The 16,870-nt window shown below is 62.7% G+C and carries 16 protein-coding genes and 2 pseudogenes; 6 read left to right on the top strand and 12 right to left on the bottom strand.

Annotated elements, in window-relative coordinates; all coding sequences use genetic code 11:
* Window positions 1-172 precede the first annotated feature (172 nt).
* Window positions 173-429, bottom strand: a pseudogene (locus MTAB308_RS29920) (MMPL family transporter); the annotation flags it as partial.
* Window positions 430-630: 201 nt separating this feature from the next.
* Here MTAB308_RS29920 and MTAB308_RS20365 point away from each other — a divergent pair.
* The gene (locus MTAB308_RS20365) at window positions 631-1,170 is read left to right on the top strand and encodes a VOC family protein (protein ID WP_342744161.1); all 540 of its coding nucleotides are present in this window, start codon (window positions 631-633) and stop codon (window positions 1,168-1,170) included.
* Between the two features lie 8 nt (window positions 1,171-1,178).
* Here the strand turns inward: MTAB308_RS20365 and MTAB308_RS20360 are convergent, their stop codons facing one another.
* The 3 genes and pseudogenes from MTAB308_RS20360 to MTAB308_RS20350 all read right to left on the bottom strand — a co-directional run bounded on the left by MTAB308_RS20360 (window position 1,179) and on the right by MTAB308_RS20350 (window position 4,286).
* Window positions 1,179-2,249, bottom strand: a complete 1,071-nt coding sequence (locus MTAB308_RS20360) for an NAD(P)H-dependent amine dehydrogenase family protein (RefSeq protein ID WP_077101582.1) — start codon at window positions 2,247-2,249, stop codon at window positions 1,179-1,181.
* A gap of 12 nt (window positions 2,250-2,261) precedes the next feature.
* Window positions 2,262-3,125, bottom strand: a pseudogene (locus MTAB308_RS20355) (SDR family NAD(P)-dependent oxidoreductase).
* A gap of 33 nt (window positions 3,126-3,158) precedes the next feature.
* Window positions 3,159-4,286 carry an NAD(P)H-dependent amine dehydrogenase family protein gene (locus MTAB308_RS20350; protein WP_077101580.1) on the bottom strand — a complete coding sequence of 376 codons (1,128 nt, stop codon included), beginning with the start codon at window positions 4,284-4,286 and terminating at the stop codon, window positions 3,159-3,161.
* A 134-nt stretch (window positions 4,287-4,420) separates the two neighbouring features.
* Here MTAB308_RS20350 and MTAB308_RS20345 point away from each other — a divergent pair, with 134 nt between their 5' ends.
* Together MTAB308_RS20345 and MTAB308_RS20340 are read left to right on the top strand one after the other, a co-directional pair.
* Entirely contained in the window at window positions 4,421-5,068 is a 648-nt protein-coding gene (locus MTAB308_RS20345) for a TetR/AcrR family transcriptional regulator (RefSeq protein WP_077101578.1), read from the top strand.
* 304 nt (window positions 5,069-5,372) lie between these two features.
* Window positions 5,373-5,918, top strand: a complete 546-nt coding sequence (locus MTAB308_RS20340; protein ID WP_077101576.1) for a YceI family protein — start codon at window positions 5,373-5,375, stop codon at window positions 5,916-5,918.
* Window positions 5,919-6,080: 162 nt separating this feature from the next.
* Here the strand turns inward: MTAB308_RS20340 and MTAB308_RS29030 are convergent, their stop codons facing one another.
* The 5 genes from MTAB308_RS29030 to MTAB308_RS20320 all read right to left on the bottom strand — a co-directional run bounded on the left by MTAB308_RS29030 (window position 6,081) and on the right by MTAB308_RS20320 (window position 10,967).
* Entirely contained in the window at window positions 6,081-6,896 is an 816-nt protein-coding gene (locus MTAB308_RS29030) for a hypothetical protein (RefSeq protein WP_157900987.1), read from the bottom strand.
* Between the two features lie 42 nt (window positions 6,897-6,938).
* On the bottom strand, window positions 6,939-7,256 hold the full coding sequence (locus MTAB308_RS20330) for an LLM class flavin-dependent oxidoreductase (protein ID WP_157900986.1): 318 nt from the start codon (window positions 7,254-7,256) through the stop codon (window positions 6,939-6,941).
* 5 nt (window positions 7,257-7,261) lie between these two features.
* Window positions 7,262-7,792 (bottom strand): hypothetical protein, encoded by a 531-nt coding sequence (locus MTAB308_RS29025; RefSeq protein ID WP_077101570.1) that lies wholly within the window; start codon window positions 7,790-7,792, stop codon window positions 7,262-7,264.
* A gap of 71 nt (window positions 7,793-7,863) precedes the next feature.
* Window positions 7,864-8,703: an SMP-30/gluconolactonase/LRE family protein gene (locus MTAB308_RS20325; RefSeq protein ID WP_157900985.1), complete on the bottom strand. Its 840-nt coding sequence runs from the start codon at window positions 8,701-8,703 to the stop codon at window positions 7,864-7,866.
* A gap of 26 nt (window positions 8,704-8,729) precedes the next feature.
* Window positions 8,730-10,967: an acyl-CoA dehydrogenase family protein gene (locus MTAB308_RS20320; RefSeq protein WP_077101566.1), complete on the bottom strand. Its 2,238-nt coding sequence runs from the start codon at window positions 10,965-10,967 to the stop codon at window positions 8,730-8,732.
* 529 nt (window positions 10,968-11,496) lie between these two features.
* Between MTAB308_RS20320 and MTAB308_RS30480 the strand changes: the two genes are divergently transcribed.
* Entirely contained in the window at window positions 11,497-11,796 is a 300-nt protein-coding gene (locus MTAB308_RS30480) for a hypothetical protein (protein ID WP_157900984.1), read from the top strand.
* A 341-nt stretch (window positions 11,797-12,137) separates the two neighbouring features.
* Here the strand turns inward: MTAB308_RS30480 and MTAB308_RS29015 are convergent, their stop codons facing one another.
* Entirely contained in the window at window positions 12,138-12,803 is a 666-nt protein-coding gene (locus MTAB308_RS29015) for a TetR/AcrR family transcriptional regulator (protein ID WP_077101564.1), read from the bottom strand.
* 798 nt (window positions 12,804-13,601) lie between these two features.
* Window positions 13,602-14,381: a maleylpyruvate isomerase N-terminal domain-containing protein gene (locus MTAB308_RS20305; RefSeq protein WP_083746599.1), complete on the bottom strand. Its 780-nt coding sequence runs from the start codon at window positions 14,379-14,381 to the stop codon at window positions 13,602-13,604.
* A 465-nt stretch (window positions 14,382-14,846) separates the two neighbouring features.
* Between MTAB308_RS20305 and MTAB308_RS30625 the strand changes: the two genes are divergently transcribed.
* A complete protein-coding gene (locus tag MTAB308_RS30625) occupies window positions 14,847-15,185 on the top strand; it encodes a CoA transferase (protein ID WP_108637365.1) in 339 nt (112 codons plus the stop codon).
* Entirely contained in the window at window positions 15,173-15,754 is a 582-nt protein-coding gene (locus MTAB308_RS30330; protein WP_077101556.1) for a CoA transferase, read from the top strand. The genes MTAB308_RS30625 and MTAB308_RS30330 overlap by 13 nt, the downstream gene beginning before the upstream one ends.
* A 388-nt stretch (window positions 15,755-16,142) precedes the next feature.
* Here the strand turns inward: MTAB308_RS30330 and MTAB308_RS20290 are convergent, their stop codons facing one another.
* A complete protein-coding gene (locus MTAB308_RS20290; protein ID WP_083746431.1) occupies window positions 16,143-16,856 on the bottom strand; it encodes an ATP-binding protein in 714 nt (237 codons plus the stop codon).
* Window positions 16,857-16,870: the final 14 nt, after the last annotated feature.

The raw sequence follows: 16,870 nt of genomic DNA, 5'->3' as shown, positions 1-16,870 counted from the left end.
GATTGTAGCCCCGCGCCACAACACCATTCGAACTGATCGTGGCATCACGCCCGAACCATCGTGTTGCGGTATCCATCCCCGCGCATGTCAGTCTGACACCACCGTCGCAGACCTGCATCCACCGCGGCACCGCCAGGCAGCGAGCAAACGAAAACCATTGACAGCAGTGCTGTCATATCAGCCGTAGATGCCGGTGACGGCAAATCCTTGCGGCAAAGCGCGTTTGCTGCATGTTGCTGGTGCCGCGAGAGCGGACAATTTGCGGCCACCAGAACCCAGCGCCCGAGCAGTGTGCGAACTATCAGCGTGTCGAGCAGTAATCCCACACAGACAGTGGACCCGGATTGACCGATGGCTCGCATGTCGCTGCCGACCATCGAAGGCCATGGTGAAGGCCAATACCAGACCGGCGGCTGTGACCACGCCCCCGATATGACCGCGCTTCTTGCGATGACGCGACACAAATCAAGACTGCGACCCCGAGGATGAAAGCGCCTAACCGAATCATGAGAAATCGGTGCATGTTCACCAACAGGGCGTGCCGTCAAAGAGCTGTCTCCGTCGACAACCCTCCGCACGCAGCGTCATAGCCTAAACTATGAAACAGTATGTCGTCTGCTGGCTAGACAGATGAACGCTGCCGCACGCGAGCACCATCAATTGCGCCAGATTGAGGCCACACTATTTCACTACTTCGGGACGTCCTTCCGGCGCGCTGAAGCCCGCGGTGGTCAAGGCATTTGGGAAGGGGTCGATATGAGTCAGTTGCCTCGGATGCATCATATCGTCTACGCGGTCGCCGCGGAGCGCCTCGATTCGGCCACGGCGTTCTTTTCCGATCTCGGATTCACCTTCGGCACTTTCGAATTGGAGGAGCTGGGTTTACAGGTGACGCTGGATTGGACGGGCGGTGTGGAATTGGTCAGCCCGCTGGATAGCGATGCGGGACGCTCTAGTGCGGTGGCCGAATTCCTCACCAACCATGGTGACGGTGTCTTCTCAGTTGCGGTCCGCGTCGGCGACATGGCCGCCGCCGAGCAGGTGGCCGCCTGGTACGGCGCGGTCACCCGCTTCCGGCAGCACCGCGACGGTGACGGTTTCGAGCTCGACGAATCCGAGATGACGATACTGGGGCTGCCGCTGACGTTGTTGGCGACCGACTTACCGTGAAATAGCGGTCACCACATGGTGCCGTGCAGGTGATCGGCCGGGCGTAGATCATGTGCGGCCAGGATTCCCGCCGGTGCCCGGCAGGCCACATCGATGGCGTTGACCGCCCGCGCCGCCGTGGCGATGACACCGCCCTGGTTGTGATCTATGCCAAGCCCAACGTGGGTATTGATCTCGACGCCCGGGTCCCCATCGACGACGACTCGATGCACCCCGGGCCGCCGTTCGGGCGGGTAGGGCCAATCCGGCGCCGCGGCGTCGGTGAGGCGGTTGATGTGCTCCATGGTGATTACGATCTTTCCACGGGTAATGCCTTCGACGCCGAATCGCACAGCCGCGACCCGACCGCTATCGACTGCCATCATCGTGCAGTCGATAGGTCGTGGGGTGACCCACTTCTCGTGCCGCTCCCGCACTTCGTCGAGTTCGATACCCAGGTTGTCGGCAAGGGTACGCACCTGTCCACCCCACAGGGAGGTCAGCACACCCGGCGCGAACATGATCGGCGTGTGGTCGGGCGCAGTACCGAAACCGAAACTGGCACCGGTGAATTCGGCGTCGTCGTAGCTGCCGTAGTCGAAGATCTCCTGCACGGTCACCGTCGAGGCCCGCGTGGACAGGCTCAGTGCCGCATGCACGAGCGTATCTCCAGAGAAGCCGGGGTCGATGCCGTTGATGTAAAGAGTGGAGTCGCCGCTCCTGCACGCCTGTTCCAGAGGATCGCGCAACCAGGCGTCGGCATACTGCGGGGCGACCATCCACACCAGCGACGTGCCAACAACATTGACACCCGAACGCAGGAATCGGGCAAGCTCATTGACCGCTTCTTTGGGACGTGTTTCTGCTTGTGACGTGTAGACGACGCAGTCGGCACCGAGCTCCAGTAGCGCGTCGAGATCGTCCGTGGCTATCACACCGGTCGGGTCGCTCAGCCCGCACAGGTCGGCGGCGTCGCGACCGATCTTGTCGGCCCCGTGGGCGTGCAATCCGACCAGCTCGAGATCCGGCCTACCGATCAGCGCACGCAGGGCATGCTCGCCGACATTACCCGTGGAAAACTGAATCACTTTGCGCTGCATCGGAACTATCCCTTACGAGAGATCCGTGATGGTCTTCAGACCAGCTTCGTAGAGCACACCGGGCATCATGCCGCCGTCGATCTCGATCGTGGTGCCGTTGATGTAGTCGGCACCGCCGCCAGCGAGGAACACACACGCACGCCCGACCTCCTGTGGTTCACCCCCACGGCCCAGCGGGATCTTCGCGAAGTACTCAGTGCCGGCGGGGTCGTCCTTGGGCAGCACGAACGCTCGGAAATTGTCAGTGATGTGCGGGCCCAGGGCGAGTGCATTCACCCGGGCATGCGGACCCCACTCCTCGGCCAGCGACCGGGTCATCTGGTTGAGTCCAGACTTGGCGGCGCCATACGACACCAGTGTCGGCGAGCCGGCCGGGTGTGACGCGCCGCTGGAGATGTTGATGATGCAGCCAGTCCCGTCGTGTAGCCGCATCTGACGGTAGACGCGGATGGCAAACCACAGCGGGCTGATCAGGTTCATCTAGACGGCAAACGCATGGAACAGTACGCTGCGCTCGTAGTCGTCGTCACTGCGCGGTGTCCCCTGGATCTTTTGTACCAGTTCGGGGATGTCTTCGGCATGCGGCGCCGGAACCGTGCCGCCGGCGTTGTTGACCAGGATGTCGATGCGACCGTGGGTGTCGACCACCTGTTGTACGAACGCGTTGATTGCGTGGTAATCCCCTTGGTCACATACCAGTTGGGCCGACCGCTGCGCCCAGTCTGGGTGTCCGTCGAGCCCCGGAATGGCGTCGAGGGGCTTGCGGGCGCAGCCGATGACGGTGGCCCCGGCATCCAGCAACTCGTGCGCGATACCGACGCCGATACCGCGGCTGGTGCCGGTGACGATCGCAATCTTGCCGTCCAGCGAACCCATTGGCGTGTGTCCTCTCTTTCGCCCAGTAGGCAACTAGAAGGCAGGGATTCCGTCGCGGTGGGGCCGCATTCCCCCCACCGCCGGCGTCAAAGGCAGGTGCAGGGCATCGACGATTCCCGGCTCGGCCTCGCAGACCCACGGGATCGCGTTGAGCGCCCGCATCCCGGTGGCCAGCAACCCCTGGTCGTTGGTGTTCTCCTCGGGGCGGTAACCGACCTGGAATTCGGCGTCGAAGCTCGGCTCGCCGTCGATGATGACCCGCCAGATCCCGTCGGTGCCGCCATCACGTCCCTTGGGCCAGTCCGGCGCGAAGTCGTCGGCCATCCTGTCGATGTGCTCGATCGTGATGGCCTCGACGCCGTCGACCACCCCGATACAGCGCGTCCACACTGCGCCGACGGTGCCCTCCTCGACGACCCCGGACGCGGCTTCAATGCGGCGCGTCGCCGGCTGGAACTCGCACGACTCGCCGATCTCGTCGAGCTTGACACCCATGGCGTCAGCGACCATCGTCACCGCCGCGCCCCAGCCGACTCGCAGCGTGCCTGGGATACGAAGCCCCCCTTGGTACTCCAGTGGCATTCCGAACCCGAACATGTCGCGCACGTCGAACGCAACCGGATACTCCGAGTAGTTGGTGATCTCCAGGCCGCGGATCGAGTACACGGTGTGCGACATCGACGTGAGCGCGATCGGCAGTAGGTCGCAACCGAATCCGGGCTCGATTCCCGAGGAGAACAACGAGCTGCCTCCGGCCAACGCCGCCTCGCGCAGCGGGCCCGTGTAGCGAGGCGAAAGCGAACCGCGCTCGTAAACAAGACCCGGAATCGATGTGGTGACAAGGTTTTTGCCCGCCCGCAGGATGCGACAGAAATCCTCGCGGGCTTCCTTCGGACGAGAGGGGCCCGGTCCGACGTACATGACGCAGTCGGCGTCCGAAGCCAGCAGCGCGTCCGCATCGCGCGTGGCGGTGATCCCGACAGGGTCAAGACCGGCCAGTGTGCCCGCATCCTGACCATCCTTGGATTCGGAGTGCACCCACACACCGGCCAGTTCCAGGTTGGGCCGGTTCAGGATGGTGCGGATGGCGAACCGTCCGATGGTCCCGGTGGCCCACAGGATCACCTTGTAGCGCTTGTTGTTTGCCAACGGGTCGCCCATAGGAGCGCTCCTTCGCGTCGTTGCGGAAGCCGGCGGACGCCGCGGCGTCAACCACACTGCAGAACCATAAAGCCCTCAATCTTTTCGTGTCAATATCCTCGCGGACGGCCTACCGGTGTGGTCCCCTTGACCGCATGGCTCCCCGAATTGCTCCGCGTCGCCCCGCGCACGGCAACCAGGCCCGCGCGGAACGCACCCGTGCCCTGGCCATCGAGGAAACGGTGCGCTGTGTGCTCGAAGAAGGGATCGCCGCCGCCAGCGCAAAACACATCGCCGAGCGGGCCGGGATGACCTGGGGGGTCATCCAATACCACTTCGGCGACCGCGACGGATTGCTGATGGCGGTCGTGGACCTCGGTTTCGGTGAGTTGCTACGGGCGCTGCGTGGGTTGCCGGCGCCTGCGGCCCCGGTCGATAGCCGTCAGCGGGTGGAGCAACTAGTCGGCGCCGCGTGGAAGGCGATGTCGAGCTCCGCCTCGCGGGCCGCGATCGAGATCCTCATCGGTACCCGCGCGACCCGGGGTGCCGCCGTCCCGGAACATTTGGAACGGCTGGCAAAGACCTTTTCTGAACTAGCCAGAGCCATCGACGCCGACCTGGATGTCGACCGAAGTGCCGCTTTGGGTGAAGTCCTACTCTCTAACATTCGAGGAATGGTGGTTACACAGCTGATCATGGCCCAGCCCGTGAATACCGCCCGCGACCGCTCAATGCTGGTTGAGGTTATCGCCGCTTATATCGATTCCCACCGATCAGGCTCAGCGCCCGTTTCTGCCACCTAGATCGCTGCCGAATATCGCCAGGGCCGCCGGGTTACCCGCGATCGAACCCAGCTGCGCGCTATGCCGATCGTCGGGCAGCGGCGGCGGTCGCCCGCAACGGCGCTGTTGCCCGAACCGGGGAGTGCCGAGATCCATCAGCCGCCATGCGGCTTCGCGAGTGGGTGACGGGGGTCGTCTTAACCGGGGTGCGCTACCGGACCGCGCCTAACGTTCGGGGCTGCCGCAGGAATAAAACGGACCCTAGTCCGCTTAGTGTTGGTGGCCGGCGCGATGCCGGTCCTGTACACGACGGAAAGGGTTCACAATGACAACCGCAGCTAGCGCACTCGAGGTGGGTACCTGGGCGATCGACCCCATCCACTCCTCGATCAACTTCGCGGTCCGCCACCTGGTGGTGAGCAAGGTGCGAGGGACCTTTGAGCGTTTCGGTGGATCGCTCACAATCGGTTCCGACGGCACGCCAGCGGTGAGCGCCGAGATCGACGTTTCCTCGGTCCACACCGGGAATGAGCAACGTGATGCACATCTGAGGTCAGCGGAGTACTTCGACGTCGACAGCTACCCGACCGCGACATTTACCTCAACGGCGCTACGGCACGAAGGTCAGGCCTACGTCCTCGACGGCAACTTCACACTCAAGGGCGTGACCAAGCCAATCAGTCTCAGCGTGGAGTTCAACGGTGTCAGCCCGGGACAGGGCCGAGGCTCGGTTGCGGGGTTCGAAGCCACGGTTGTGCTCAACCGTAAAGACTTCGGGATCAACGTCGACCTCCCCATAGAAACCGGCGGCGTCGTCGTCGGTGACACAGTCGCCATCACCCTCAACATCGAGGCCATCAAACAGGCCTGATGCCGCGGACTAGACGCCGGGCCGGTTTCGTATCCCGTTTACCGGCCCGGTGTCTCAGCCAAGTGGGTTTGGGCGCAATGGCCGAACACGAAGAACGCAAGCATTGACGCCGGTATCACTAAACCAAGATCGTTGAGCATGCTCGGACCTGGCCGTCGCCGCTTAGTGGTGACTCCGAGTGCTATCGCGGCTGTTTGGCATGTCAAAATTCATGACGAGGCCCCCGCTCAGAAGCGCAGCTCCTGTACCCCGCCGTAAGGGCTGTCCTCGCTTCCCAAAGATGGCGTGCGCGTCGCGTGAGAAGGCCACGACTGCCGTGACTTTGACGATTCTGCCTCTGTCTTTGCGAGCGGGGCGTTTATCGGGCGCCATCGAGAAAGGCGCGAACTTCACGCGTAATGTCGGGTCCGGTTGGAGCGTAGATGATTTCGGTGATACCAGCTGTGTGGGTCTCGTCGATCGACGGTGGATCGATGTGGCTGGACCGGTCCAGCCGGTCTCAAGCAGGGCTGGCCCGGCCGCTTCGATACCTGCCCGGTCGGCTGGACCGAGCCCGGTGAGGTGGCCGTTGTGGATGGCCAGGTGGCGGTTCTCATCAGGGACCCTGGTGATGACCTCGCGCCACTGCGGACCGCCGGGCATATGGTCGAGCAGTTCGGGGTTCACTTCCCACGCGCCGTGATACATCGCGGCGAACCATGGGCCGGCCCCTTCGATGACGCGTGCACTGGTGTGGTCTTCGCCAGGCTCGAGCACAATGCCATTAACCATTAACGCGGCCGCGGGCCAGTGACGGTGTGGTGGTTCTGGGATGCCAACGAGGATGACACCGTCGGCTTCCAGCTCACGAGCCGTCCGGTAACCGACCGGGCCCGACGGCGCCACCCATAGTGGTGTGGCGATCGGCCGTGCCGGGCCCCGATGTTGGCCGTGCAGCATTTGAGCACGCCGTCCATCGATGTCAATCACCTTGCCCACCAGCAGATTCCGGATCTGAGTGAATAAGGTGGCGAGGTGCGCCTACGTGATCGGTTTGTGGCCCATAGCCCGACGTGCGGTGTAGCCGGTACCCAGGGCCACGTTGAGCCGCCCGGGCGCCAGTTCCTCGATGGAGGCGATGGCTGACGCGGTGACCAGGGGATGCCGAAGGGAGGGCACGGCCACCGCGGTGCCCAGCGGCAGACTGGTGGCCTCGGCCACGCGGGCCAAGGCGATCCAGATGTCACCGTAAAGCGCCGGCGAATCGTATAGCCACAGACGGTGAGCGCCGGCGTCTTGGATGGCCTTGGCGTAGTACACGATGCGTTGGCTGGGTGGCAGCGCTACGGAAATGCGCAACGGACTCACCGCGCGGCTGTCGAGGGCGGTTGAATTCGACGTGAGGCCATGCCGCAGCAGAAGGTTTCAGTCGCCGATGCCGCCTCCTGCCCGACATCAGCTGCCAGTAGCGCTTGCTGTTTGAACGCAAGTGCAGCGGTGCTCAGCTGATACTGCGCGCAGCGAGGATCCTCAAGTCCGCCTGGTTCCTCGCCCCACAGCACAACTTCCGTTGAACGGTGTCCGCCTCCCGAAAGCACGTAGCGGCGCAGTGCCCGATCGGATTCGAGGAGGTCGGTTGAGGCGGCCAACAGTTGTGCACGTGGGCGCGCATCGGAGGCTGTAAATGCGGTGCTCAAGTCGAGGACCTCAAGGCCAAGGATGTGCAGTGGCCGCGGATCGCCAGCGTCGACGAGGATGACCGTGACATACCAGCCGCCGGCAGCTTGGTCGAACAGCCAACCGGCGGCGCAGCGGACGACGTCGCAAACGTCGGTGGAAAAAACGTCGAGCCGATACGGCGCAGTGTCCGCGCCGTCGCCTGTACGTAGACTCACCGCGCGGTGTCCTGGTCTCAATTGTGATGCTAGGGCAGCAAGCACGTCTGGTCCTCTCACTCGCTGTGACGTCAGGGGCGACCGGTTCCCGGAATGTCGACGCGTATGCGCACGATGCGACCGGTTGGTTCATCTCGGATATCGGTTCTGTGCCAAACGTCGGTGACACAGACATAAAGACTGCGGCGATCGTCGTCGCCAAGGGCGCACGCCAAGGTGAATTGGCCGAGGCGGTGCTCATCGGTGATGACGCCGCCCTCGACGCGAAATATCCGCTTGTTGATTGAGTCGGCAACCCAACGACCGCCTTTTTCGTCAAGACAGAGTCCGTCTGGTGCACAGAACGAGAAGTCGGCGCTGGCGGGAAGAGCCTCCAGGGAGCGATCAGCTAATACGCCCTCACGCAGGGTGTACGCGCTCAAGCGGGCGGCACCCGACTCGGCGACCACCAGGGTGTCTTCGGCGCTGTTGACGGCGATCCCGTTGGGCACCAGCAGCTCCCGGGCTGCAGTACGGGTGGTGCCGTCAGGGTCGACGCGGATCACAGCGGTCGGTTGCGGATTGGGTTGAGCTGCGTCGAGATCAAAGCCCGTCTGTGTTACGAATGCGGTGCCGTCGGCGACGACGACCATGTCGTTAACGTGGTACGGGGCAAGCGGTTTTAAGTCGGCGTGAACAACCGCTGATTCGTCGGCGACTCGGTAGACGACGCGCCCGGTCATGCCGACAACGAGAAGCTCCCCATTGGGAAGCCAGCCAAGACCGGCTGGTTCTTCGTCCTCTGGGAAACGGTGGATGATGGTGGTGCGGTCGTCGTCGAGACGGCACACGAGGTGGCCACGGATGTCGGAAAACCACAGGCGTCCATCGTGCCATCGCGGGCATTCGGGCAGGTGCAGCCCGTGGGCCACGATGTCAAGGTGGGGCGTAGGTTGGGTCATGATCGCGGCAGGCCCAGGACGAACGTCGCGATGGTGTTGAGTTGGATCTCCAGGGTGCCGCCGCCGATCACCCATGTCGGGATGTCGAGTTCATGAAAGACTGCCTCACAGCTGGTTTCGTTGAGCGCCGCGGCGGGACCGATTAGATTCAGCGCCGCCGCTGCTGCGTCGACGTGAAGCATGGAAGCTGCGGCTTTACCGATGCTGGTCGCTGGCCCAGGAGCGAGCCCTTGTAGGCGGCGCAGCGTCTCGCGCACATTCATTGCCGCGATCGCGGCCCCCTGGGCGCTGATGCGGCCCAGGGTGCGCACGGCATCGTCGCGTGATCCCGCGTATTGATTGTTAGCGATGATCTGACGTAGGCGTGTTTCGTTACCGGTCTCGCGGTAGGTGCCGATGAATAGCCGCTCCTGCGCAAGGGTGTCTAGCGTCAGCGCCCATCCCTGTCCGGGCGCTCCCAACAGCATGGAATCGGGAACGAAGACGTCATTGAAGAAGACCTCGTTGAACTCCGCCTCGCTGTTTGCCTGTTTGATTGGGCGCACCTCGAGCTCAGGATTTCGCATATCGATCAAGAACATGCTCAGGCCGCGGTGTTTGGATCCCTCACCGCCAGTGCGAGCCAGGCACAGACCCATGTCGGCCAGATGCGCCTGGGTCGTCCAGACCTTTTGTCCACGCAAAATCCAGCCACCCTCAGTCTGACTCGCCGCCAAGGCCAGCGAGGCCACGTCGGAGCCGGCCTCGGGTTCGCTAAACAGCTGACACCAAATCAGCTCCCCGCGCAGCGTTGGTCCAGCAACAGCCTCGATCTGTTCGGGTGTGCCATGGTTGAGCACCACCGGCAACACCCACTGCCCGATAGCCATCGTCGGCTGCGCCAAACCGCGCCGGTCAAATTCCTCGGTGACGATCAGTTGCTGCAGCGGGGTTGCACCGAGACCGTACGGTCGTGGCCACCCCGGGGCGACCAGGCCCTCTTCAGCGAGCAGGGTACGTCGGGGGCCGATAGCAGCCGCGTCGCTATCGCCGATGCGTGAGCGCATCGGATTCTGCAGGGCCATGGCCTTATCGAGCACATCACCCACCCAGCCGCGAAATGCCGGATCGGTCTCGGGCAGCGTGAGTGTGAAATTCCGCGGTCCCCCAAGCGCGACAGCCCCCAGGCGGGCCTCCCACGATTCGACCGGACCTGTGAGCCCGGCTAGCGCAATAGCCCTCCGCCAATAGAGGTGAACGTCGTGCTCCCACGTGAACGCGATAGCGCCATGCAAGCACAGACATTCCACCGCGGCGTGCACTGCGCGGCCCAACGATACGATTGCGGCCGCGGCGACGGCGTGGGTTCGCTGCGCGGCGTTGTCGGAAAGGCTGCGCACGGCATCCCAGGCTGAGGCGGTGGCCAGCTCGCTGGTGATACGCAGCTGAGCGACGCGGTGCTGAACAGCTTGAAAAGCACCAACAGGACGCCCAAATTGGTTGCGAGACTTGACAAACGCTGTAGCGGCCTCCGAGCACCAGGCGATGACTCCGGCGGCTTCTACCGCCATTAAGCCCACAAGCAGGTCCCGGGCATACCCAGCATCGATGCCAAGCAAGGGCGTAGCATCCGTGACGTCGGTGCCGTCAAAGCGTACAGTAGCCAGGTCGCGGCCAAGGTCAACACCGTCGTTGACGTCAACGTCGACACCTCTGCTGCTTCGTTCCACGACAAACCAGCGCACGTCGCAGGCATCGTCGCCATCGCCGTCATGGGCGCCGACGACCAGCAGATCAGCTGCCGCAGCCCCCACCACTGATGCGGCGGTGCCATCAAGTCGTACCCGCCCATCTCGCACGTAGCACGTCAACGCCGGCTGCGGCAAGAGCAACGCGGCGGTGGCCCCAGCAGACAAGCGTTGCAACACATCGTGAGTAGCTAGATGGGAGTGGGCGCTTAACACTGTTGCGCTGGCACACACCGTCGGCAATAGCGGACCGGGAACCAGCGCCTGCCCCGTCGCCGCGATCACCACAGCGACATCAGTTATCGCGCCGCCTTGACCGCCCAGGTTTTCGGGCAAGTGCACCGCATGCAATCCCAGGCTGACCAGTTCGTGCCACAGTTCTGGGCAGTGGCCGCTTCTGTACTGGCGGTTATCCGCGCGTATCGACGCGAGGCATCGATGACGCTCAGCAAACCTTGCGACGCTGTCCGCTAGCTCAATTTGGTCGTCGTTAAGGGCGAGCGGCATTATGTCCCTTGGTTTCTTGGAGCGACCACGTGAGCCGACAGGCCAGCGATTTCACCGAGATGTCAATGATCATCCACCGTTTTTGCTCTGGAGTTGGATACCGCGTGAGGGGCGTTATCCGGTCATCGCGCGCTGCATGTGGCGGTAGATATCGGGGTAGCGCAACAGGTGCGCCCCGCCATTGAGGTCGAGTTCGAGTACCTCTCCGGTCAGCCATGAAGCCTTTGTTGAGTAGATGAATTACCACCGCATCGGCGACGTCTTGGGGGCTGCCGGCGCGCCGAAGCGGGGTGCTGGCCACAAAATCGTCGAGGATACCGGGAAAACGCCAGTCCCGGTTCGGTCGGCTGTGTTGGAACCAGTCCCGGAGCCGCCGCATTCACCCGCACCCCGCGTGGCCCCACTCCAAGGCCGCGATCTGGGCGTGCGTCGACACACCGGCCTTCACCGCGCCGTAGGCGCTCATCCCTACGGCCGGCTGGTGCGCATTTAGCGACGAAAGCAACACGAGCACTTCCCCGGAAGTGAGATGGCGGCCAGCATGTTTGGCGACGCGACGATGAATGAACCGACCAACGAAACGATTGATCGAAACAAGCCGAGATTCATCTCGGTAACCAGCGATAGACCGCTGATGCCCGCGCAGGTCACGGCGACTTCGATGGTTCCCGTCTGCGTTGCTCCGACGTTGAACAACTCTTCGACCGACGCCTCGTCGGTGACATTGACTACGCCGGCACCCGTGGCCTTGCCCGAGTTCACCCGCTCGTTGCGCTGCAGCGGCTTCGTCGATGTCAGCGGTGGTCACCTGGCGCTCGCCGGCGGTTAACGCCTGGGCGGTTGCCCCGTCGATTCCCGACGCGCCCCCAAGCAAGCCGGCATTGCGCGGGTCTGTCAACTAACCCACCTCGGCTGAACCGAAACGCTACGCTGCATGGTCGAGGTCCCTCCCGGCGATGTAGCGCCGTCGGTGGTATCTGTGAGTAAGGCGGTGCACTATCGCAGGCCGCCTGTCCTCGACATTATGATAGAGACCTTAATGGAAACCGCAAGAGCCAACCTGCGCAATGTGAGCACCCCAGGTCGGTGTTGCCCAAACTACCAAGCACCCTTTACCTGGCCGCCAACGCAAACTTGCGGAGAGTCGCGCGGGTGTGTCGGTGATACTGGTTAGTGAGCGTACTTCTTTCGGTGAGCGCGCTCGGGCGCCTGGCTAGTCATATAGCCGGTGATCGCTTGGCGTAGTCCTTCGAGTGCGTCGTCGACATTTAAACGTAAACCGAAGGCGTGATCCAGATAAAGCCCTCGCAGAGCCGAAGGCAGCAGTGCGCTCATCTGTCTGGCGCGACGAGGATCAACGATGACGCCATCGAAAAATTCCGCGAATTGCTGAGCCCAGTTTTCATCTAGCGCGTCGAGAGCGTAAGCGGTTTTGGGATAGGCCCGTTGAAGTTCTGACCGATCTTTCGCCAGGGTCGCGCGTAAGTTGGACACCGCCGCGTTATAAGGCGAGTCGAATGCGCGCCACAGGAGATTAATAACTTCGGTGACGCGTTCATCGATCGACCCTGCAGACGGCCGCGCCCAGATCTGTGGTCCCGCCGTCTCGAGCACGTGGGCCAACGTCGCCGCCCACAACCCATCCACATCGCCGAATTGATATTGAACCGTCCCCCAAGTGACCGCAGCCTCTTTGACAACCATGTTGGCGCTCACGACTTCTGGCTTGCCTGTTGCTAGCAGACGCAACGCAACATCGAGGACGTGCTGACGTGTCGACGTTCCGCGTCGGTTTGCGCGTCGCTGCCCGCTTTTTTTGGTGGCCTGGGCGGTCATCGGTCTATCGTAGCGGCCTCAATGCGAGTGGTTGCGGTTGCTAACGTATAGCGACGGGGTCAATAGCGGGAGGCGTTTTTCAGCATCCCTGGCGTCGGCCCGGACAGCATCCGGCGCCCCTGGTGCAGGCGTTCTGCAGATCTCTCGCGGTCGGACTCCGGTGAGCGTGCGAATTCTGCGCGAAATCGCCTGCCCGCCATCAACATCAAGGGATTCAGGGGCTGCCTCAGCCAGCATCGTGCTCGGTTGTCCACGCTGCCTGGCCAGCAGGTCCCACGGCGCACTAGCGGTGCACGGACGGCCAGCAGCCCAGTGATCGAAATCCTTACCCTCGTCCTCGGCTAGTATGGACGCGAATTGCGCCGGCAACTAGGTAAACGGTATAAACCCCGAGCGCTACCGGCACGAGCGGGCGCGTCCGCGGCACAATAGTACCGACGCCGAGTGCGGTCTCGATTGCGCCGTTGACATACAGGTGGAATCGTGTGTGCCGCGGAAAGCACCACCGGGTGATGCTCTCGAAGAGGCTCGGCCGCACGAAGTGCGCTAACCCGGCGGCGGCCATCACAAGGCCGGAGTAGGTGGCTTTTGATCGTGGAGGTCTTGATGATGTCATTCGTTAAAAACCCCTTTCGAAGTCAACGGGCGTGCACTGACGTTGTGGGCCTGCTTCGGATCGAGATCAACGGTGAGCGCGGTGCGCACGCGTCTGTTGGTATCGCGTTGGCGTCTGGCGCTGGAGCCCAAACCCAGCAGCCCTCGGGATTTTCCGAGTCGATACGCGAGCAGTCGCACGAATCAGATGACATTAACCGCGTCAAGAAATTGGGTTGCGTAATCGTGGTCTCCGAGGATGGAGATATCGTGCTCGCGCCAGTGCGCGCGTGTGGTGGCCCAATGTGGGAAATTGATTGCAGAACTGACGACCTCGGCTACGGCGGGCGGAACCGAACCCACCTCGAGGCGGCCGCCGGGGTGGACTACCCAACAACCGCCACCTGGGCCGACCAGCCTGATCGTCATCGGCTGGACGAACCAGTTCGGTTCGGCAAGTCGCAACTGATTGCACAACACGGCCAGCATCCACTCGATCACCACCGCGACTCGATTGGCATCGGCGGGCTGAATTCGTCGTCCGATCACCGGTGCGATGTCATGTCGTAGGTGCACATAATGGTCGAATGTCAGTGCGCTGGCCATGAGCGCCAGCGGGAAGGTACCAAGCTCGGCGAGCCTGGCTGGCAGCCTTCCAAGAGGTGTTCGGGACTGCGCGGCGAGCATGCGGACCGAAACCTTACTCCAACGTTCATACTCACCGAGTACTTGTCCAGGAGTCCATCCTCGCCGTCGGTCGACCAAGATATCGTTGGTGCGCTCGATATCTTGGCTGCGCCGGACCAAGAGCATTTCGCGGGAAAAAGGCGCGTGACAACCCGAACCGATGTGCGCGATAACATCTTTGATCGTCCACCCAGCCGCAGCACTGGGTGACAACCACTCAGCATCGGTGAGCCCTCGGCATGTCACGACTAGCTCATCCCGTTCGCGCCGTAACGCTGTCACACGGTCGATGGTCACGTTGCTCCTAGGAATTCAAGGTAACTCGCGCGGCCGGCGAGCAAGAAGCCCACAGAAGAATTGAACTATCAACTATAATATCTTGTATAGTGCTAATTGCGATGCAATGAGGCGCTCATGGACCACGGCGATAGCGCTAGGCCGGTGCACGTTACTTGGGTGCACATGTCGCCGTTAAAACGCTGGTAAACCCAGCTACAGGCGTGGTGGCAGTCGGCAACCACGGGACACCTGCGTGCAACCGTCTCGACAGTCGAGGGCGGAGGTGCATTCAGGATCAAGACGGCGCGCACGATTCATGGTACGAGCTATTATATCCTGGTTGTGTTACTCGGCGGAATGTCACGATGGAGGCCAAAATGCCTATCGCCTTGGCCGATAATCAACTCGCGTTGACAGAGGCGTCGACACCCCTGCGAATACAGGTGTCATTCACTCGCTCGTATCGTTTCTCGGCGCGGTCCAATGAATTCTGGTCCGCTTTCGGGTGTTCGCGTGGTTGAGCTGGCCGGCATCGGCATAGAGTCGACGCCGCACGGCCCAACCCTTCTTGGTGACGGGGGCGCGAACGTGGTGGGGGTTGCCGGGACGCAGTCGGGGGATCCCGCTGACTCCCAACTTCGGAATCGCGCGCTGATTCCTCTCTATGTCAAGGATTCCCAGGAGTTTTCGACGCTCGACCTCATCGCGCACTCGGACGTGCTCATCGAGGGATTCCGTCCGGGGGTGGCTGAACGTCTCGGCGGGCGTCGGACCCGACGAATGCCTGGGTCGCAATCCTGCGCTGGTCTATGCGCCGCATGACAGGATGGGGCCAAAGCGGACCTTGGGCGCATGCAGCTGGACATGACTTGAAACAACCTCGCGATCAGCGGTGTCTTGTCAACCATCGGCGAAGCCGAAAGCCCAACAATTCCATTGAACCTGATCGGCGACTACAGCGGTGGCTCAATGTTCCTGGTCGCCTGGGTTCTAGTAGCATGCTCTATGAACTCATGGTGAGTTACCGCGGGCAAGTCGTCGACGTAGCGATACTCGACGGCGTAGCCCTGCTAGCCCACGCTATTTGGTTGTTTCGACACCTGGGCATGTGGACCGAGCGGCGCCAGAGCAACATCCTCGATGGCGTCACACCGTGGTATGCGATCTACCGCTACGCCGATCGCGGACATATGACGGTTGCGGCCATCGAAAACCCTTTCTACGCGGCGTTTCTCGATGGATTAGGCTTGTCGTCTGCTGAGGTGTCCGATCGGGCGGGCGCAACACAATGGCATGAGTTGCGTGCGCTGTTCACTGAGCGTTTCGCCAGTCGGACCCGCGACGAGTGGGCGCAATTCGGCGGCACCGACGCCTGCGTGGCCCGGTGTTGACGATGACCGAAGCGCTGACCGACACTCACATTGCTGGCCGGGCTGTGTTCATCGATGTCGATGGGGGCCGTGCAGCCGATGTCGACGCCGCGGGACGAGCGATTCGCCGCAGGACCGTCGAGGGCATCTGGCACCACGATCACGGATCTAGCCACACAGATAGCCGGGTGGGCGTGGCCTTAACAATGGCCTCACCGAGTTCGCATCCACGATGGGAACCAACGGAATGCGTATCAACCGGCTGCCCCCTGGGGGGGCGGACCGATACCCGTTCAGGATTGAACCAGCTGTCAACGGTCATGTAGTTCTCCCCACTGACGGTCAGGAGATCTCCTCGCTGGTGGCCACGAGTACTCCCCACGGACGGACGTGGGATCTCCCCGGTTGATCAGTTGGGTAGCGGCGCCACCCCCTTGCCGGTGGTGGCTTGGGCGAGCCTGAACGATTGGCCTTCGGTGACGCAGACGTGGGCGTGGTGTAACAGCCGGTCGACGGTGGCGGTGGCCAGGGTCTTGGGCATGAGTTCGTCGAAGCCGGCCGGGTGCAGATTGGATGACACTGCCAGCGAACGGGTTTCGTAGCAGGCGTCGACAAGCCGATAGAACCCTTCGGCGGCGTCCTCGCCGACGGGCAGCATGCCAATGTCATCAAGAATGATCAGATCGACTCGGGTGATGCGGCGGACCGCTTTGGTGATGGAGTCATCGGCGCGGTGACGGCGTACCAGGGCGCCGAGGTCGTCGATGGAAAACCAGGCCACGGTGCGTCCGGTGTCGATGGCCAGCTGTCCCAGGGCCTCGCAGAAGTGGCTCTTGCCGGTGCCGCTGGGACCACAGACGCAAAGGTTCTCGCGCCGGTCGACCCATTCCATGCCGCGCAGGGCTTGCTGGGTGGGTGCGGGGATGGAGCAGCGGGTTTCATCCCAAACGGCGAAGGTCTTGCCGGCCGGGAAGTTCGCCCGCGCTCGCCGCAGCCGTAGGGTGGCTTCGTCGCGGCCGGTGATCTCCTCACAAAGCAGTACGCGCAGCACCTCGGCGGGGTCCCAGCGTTGAGCTCGGGCGGTGGGCACCACGTCGGCAATGGCTTTGCGCAGGTAGGGCATCCGCAGGCGGCGGG

This window comes from Mycobacterium terramassiliense, assembly GCF_900157385.1.
Classification (GTDB): domain Bacteria; phylum Actinomycetota; class Actinomycetes; order Mycobacteriales; family Mycobacteriaceae; genus Mycobacterium; species Mycobacterium terramassiliense.
This window is presented reverse-complemented; position numbering and strand designations above follow the sequence as displayed.

What these genes read in the sequence shown, in the direction of transcription:
- MTAB308_RS20365 (WP_342744161.1), top strand. Translation starts at nt 631, where the DNA reads ATGAACGCTGCCGCACGCGAGCACCATCAATTGCGCCAGATTGAGGCC.
- MTAB308_RS20360 (WP_077101582.1), bottom strand. Translation starts at nt 2,249, where the DNA reads ATGCAGCGCAAAGTGATTCAGTTTTCCACGGGTAATGTCGGCGAGCAT.
- MTAB308_RS20350 (WP_077101580.1), bottom strand. Translation starts at nt 4,286, where the DNA reads ATGGGCGACCCGTTGGCAAACAACAAGCGCTACAAGGTGATCCTGTGG.
- MTAB308_RS20345 (WP_077101578.1), top strand. Translation starts at nt 4,421, where the DNA reads ATGGCTCCCCGAATTGCTCCGCGTCGCCCCGCGCACGGCAACCAGGCC.
- MTAB308_RS20340 (WP_077101576.1), top strand. Translation starts at nt 5,373, where the DNA reads ATGACAACCGCAGCTAGCGCACTCGAGGTGGGTACCTGGGCGATCGAC.
- MTAB308_RS20320 (WP_077101566.1), bottom strand. Translation starts at nt 10,967, where the DNA reads ATGCCGCTCGCCCTTAACGACGACCAAATTGAGCTAGCGGACAGCGTC.
- MTAB308_RS30480 (WP_157900984.1), top strand. Translation starts at nt 11,497, where the DNA reads ATGGCGGCCAGCATGTTTGGCGACGCGACGATGAATGAACCGACCAAC.
- MTAB308_RS29015 (WP_077101564.1), bottom strand. Translation starts at nt 12,803, where the DNA reads ATGACCGCCCAGGCCACCAAAAAAAGCGGGCAGCGACGCGCAAACCGA.
- MTAB308_RS30625 (WP_108637365.1), top strand. Translation starts at nt 14,847, where the DNA reads ATGAATTCTGGTCCGCTTTCGGGTGTTCGCGTGGTTGAGCTGGCCGGC.
- MTAB308_RS30330 (WP_077101556.1), top strand. Translation starts at nt 15,173, where the DNA reads ATGCGCCGCATGACAGGATGGGGCCAAAGCGGACCTTGGGCGCATGCA.
- MTAB308_RS20290 (WP_083746431.1), bottom strand. Translation starts at nt 16,856, where the DNA reads ATGCCCTACCTGCGCAAAGCCATTGCCGACGTGGTGCCCACCGCCCGA.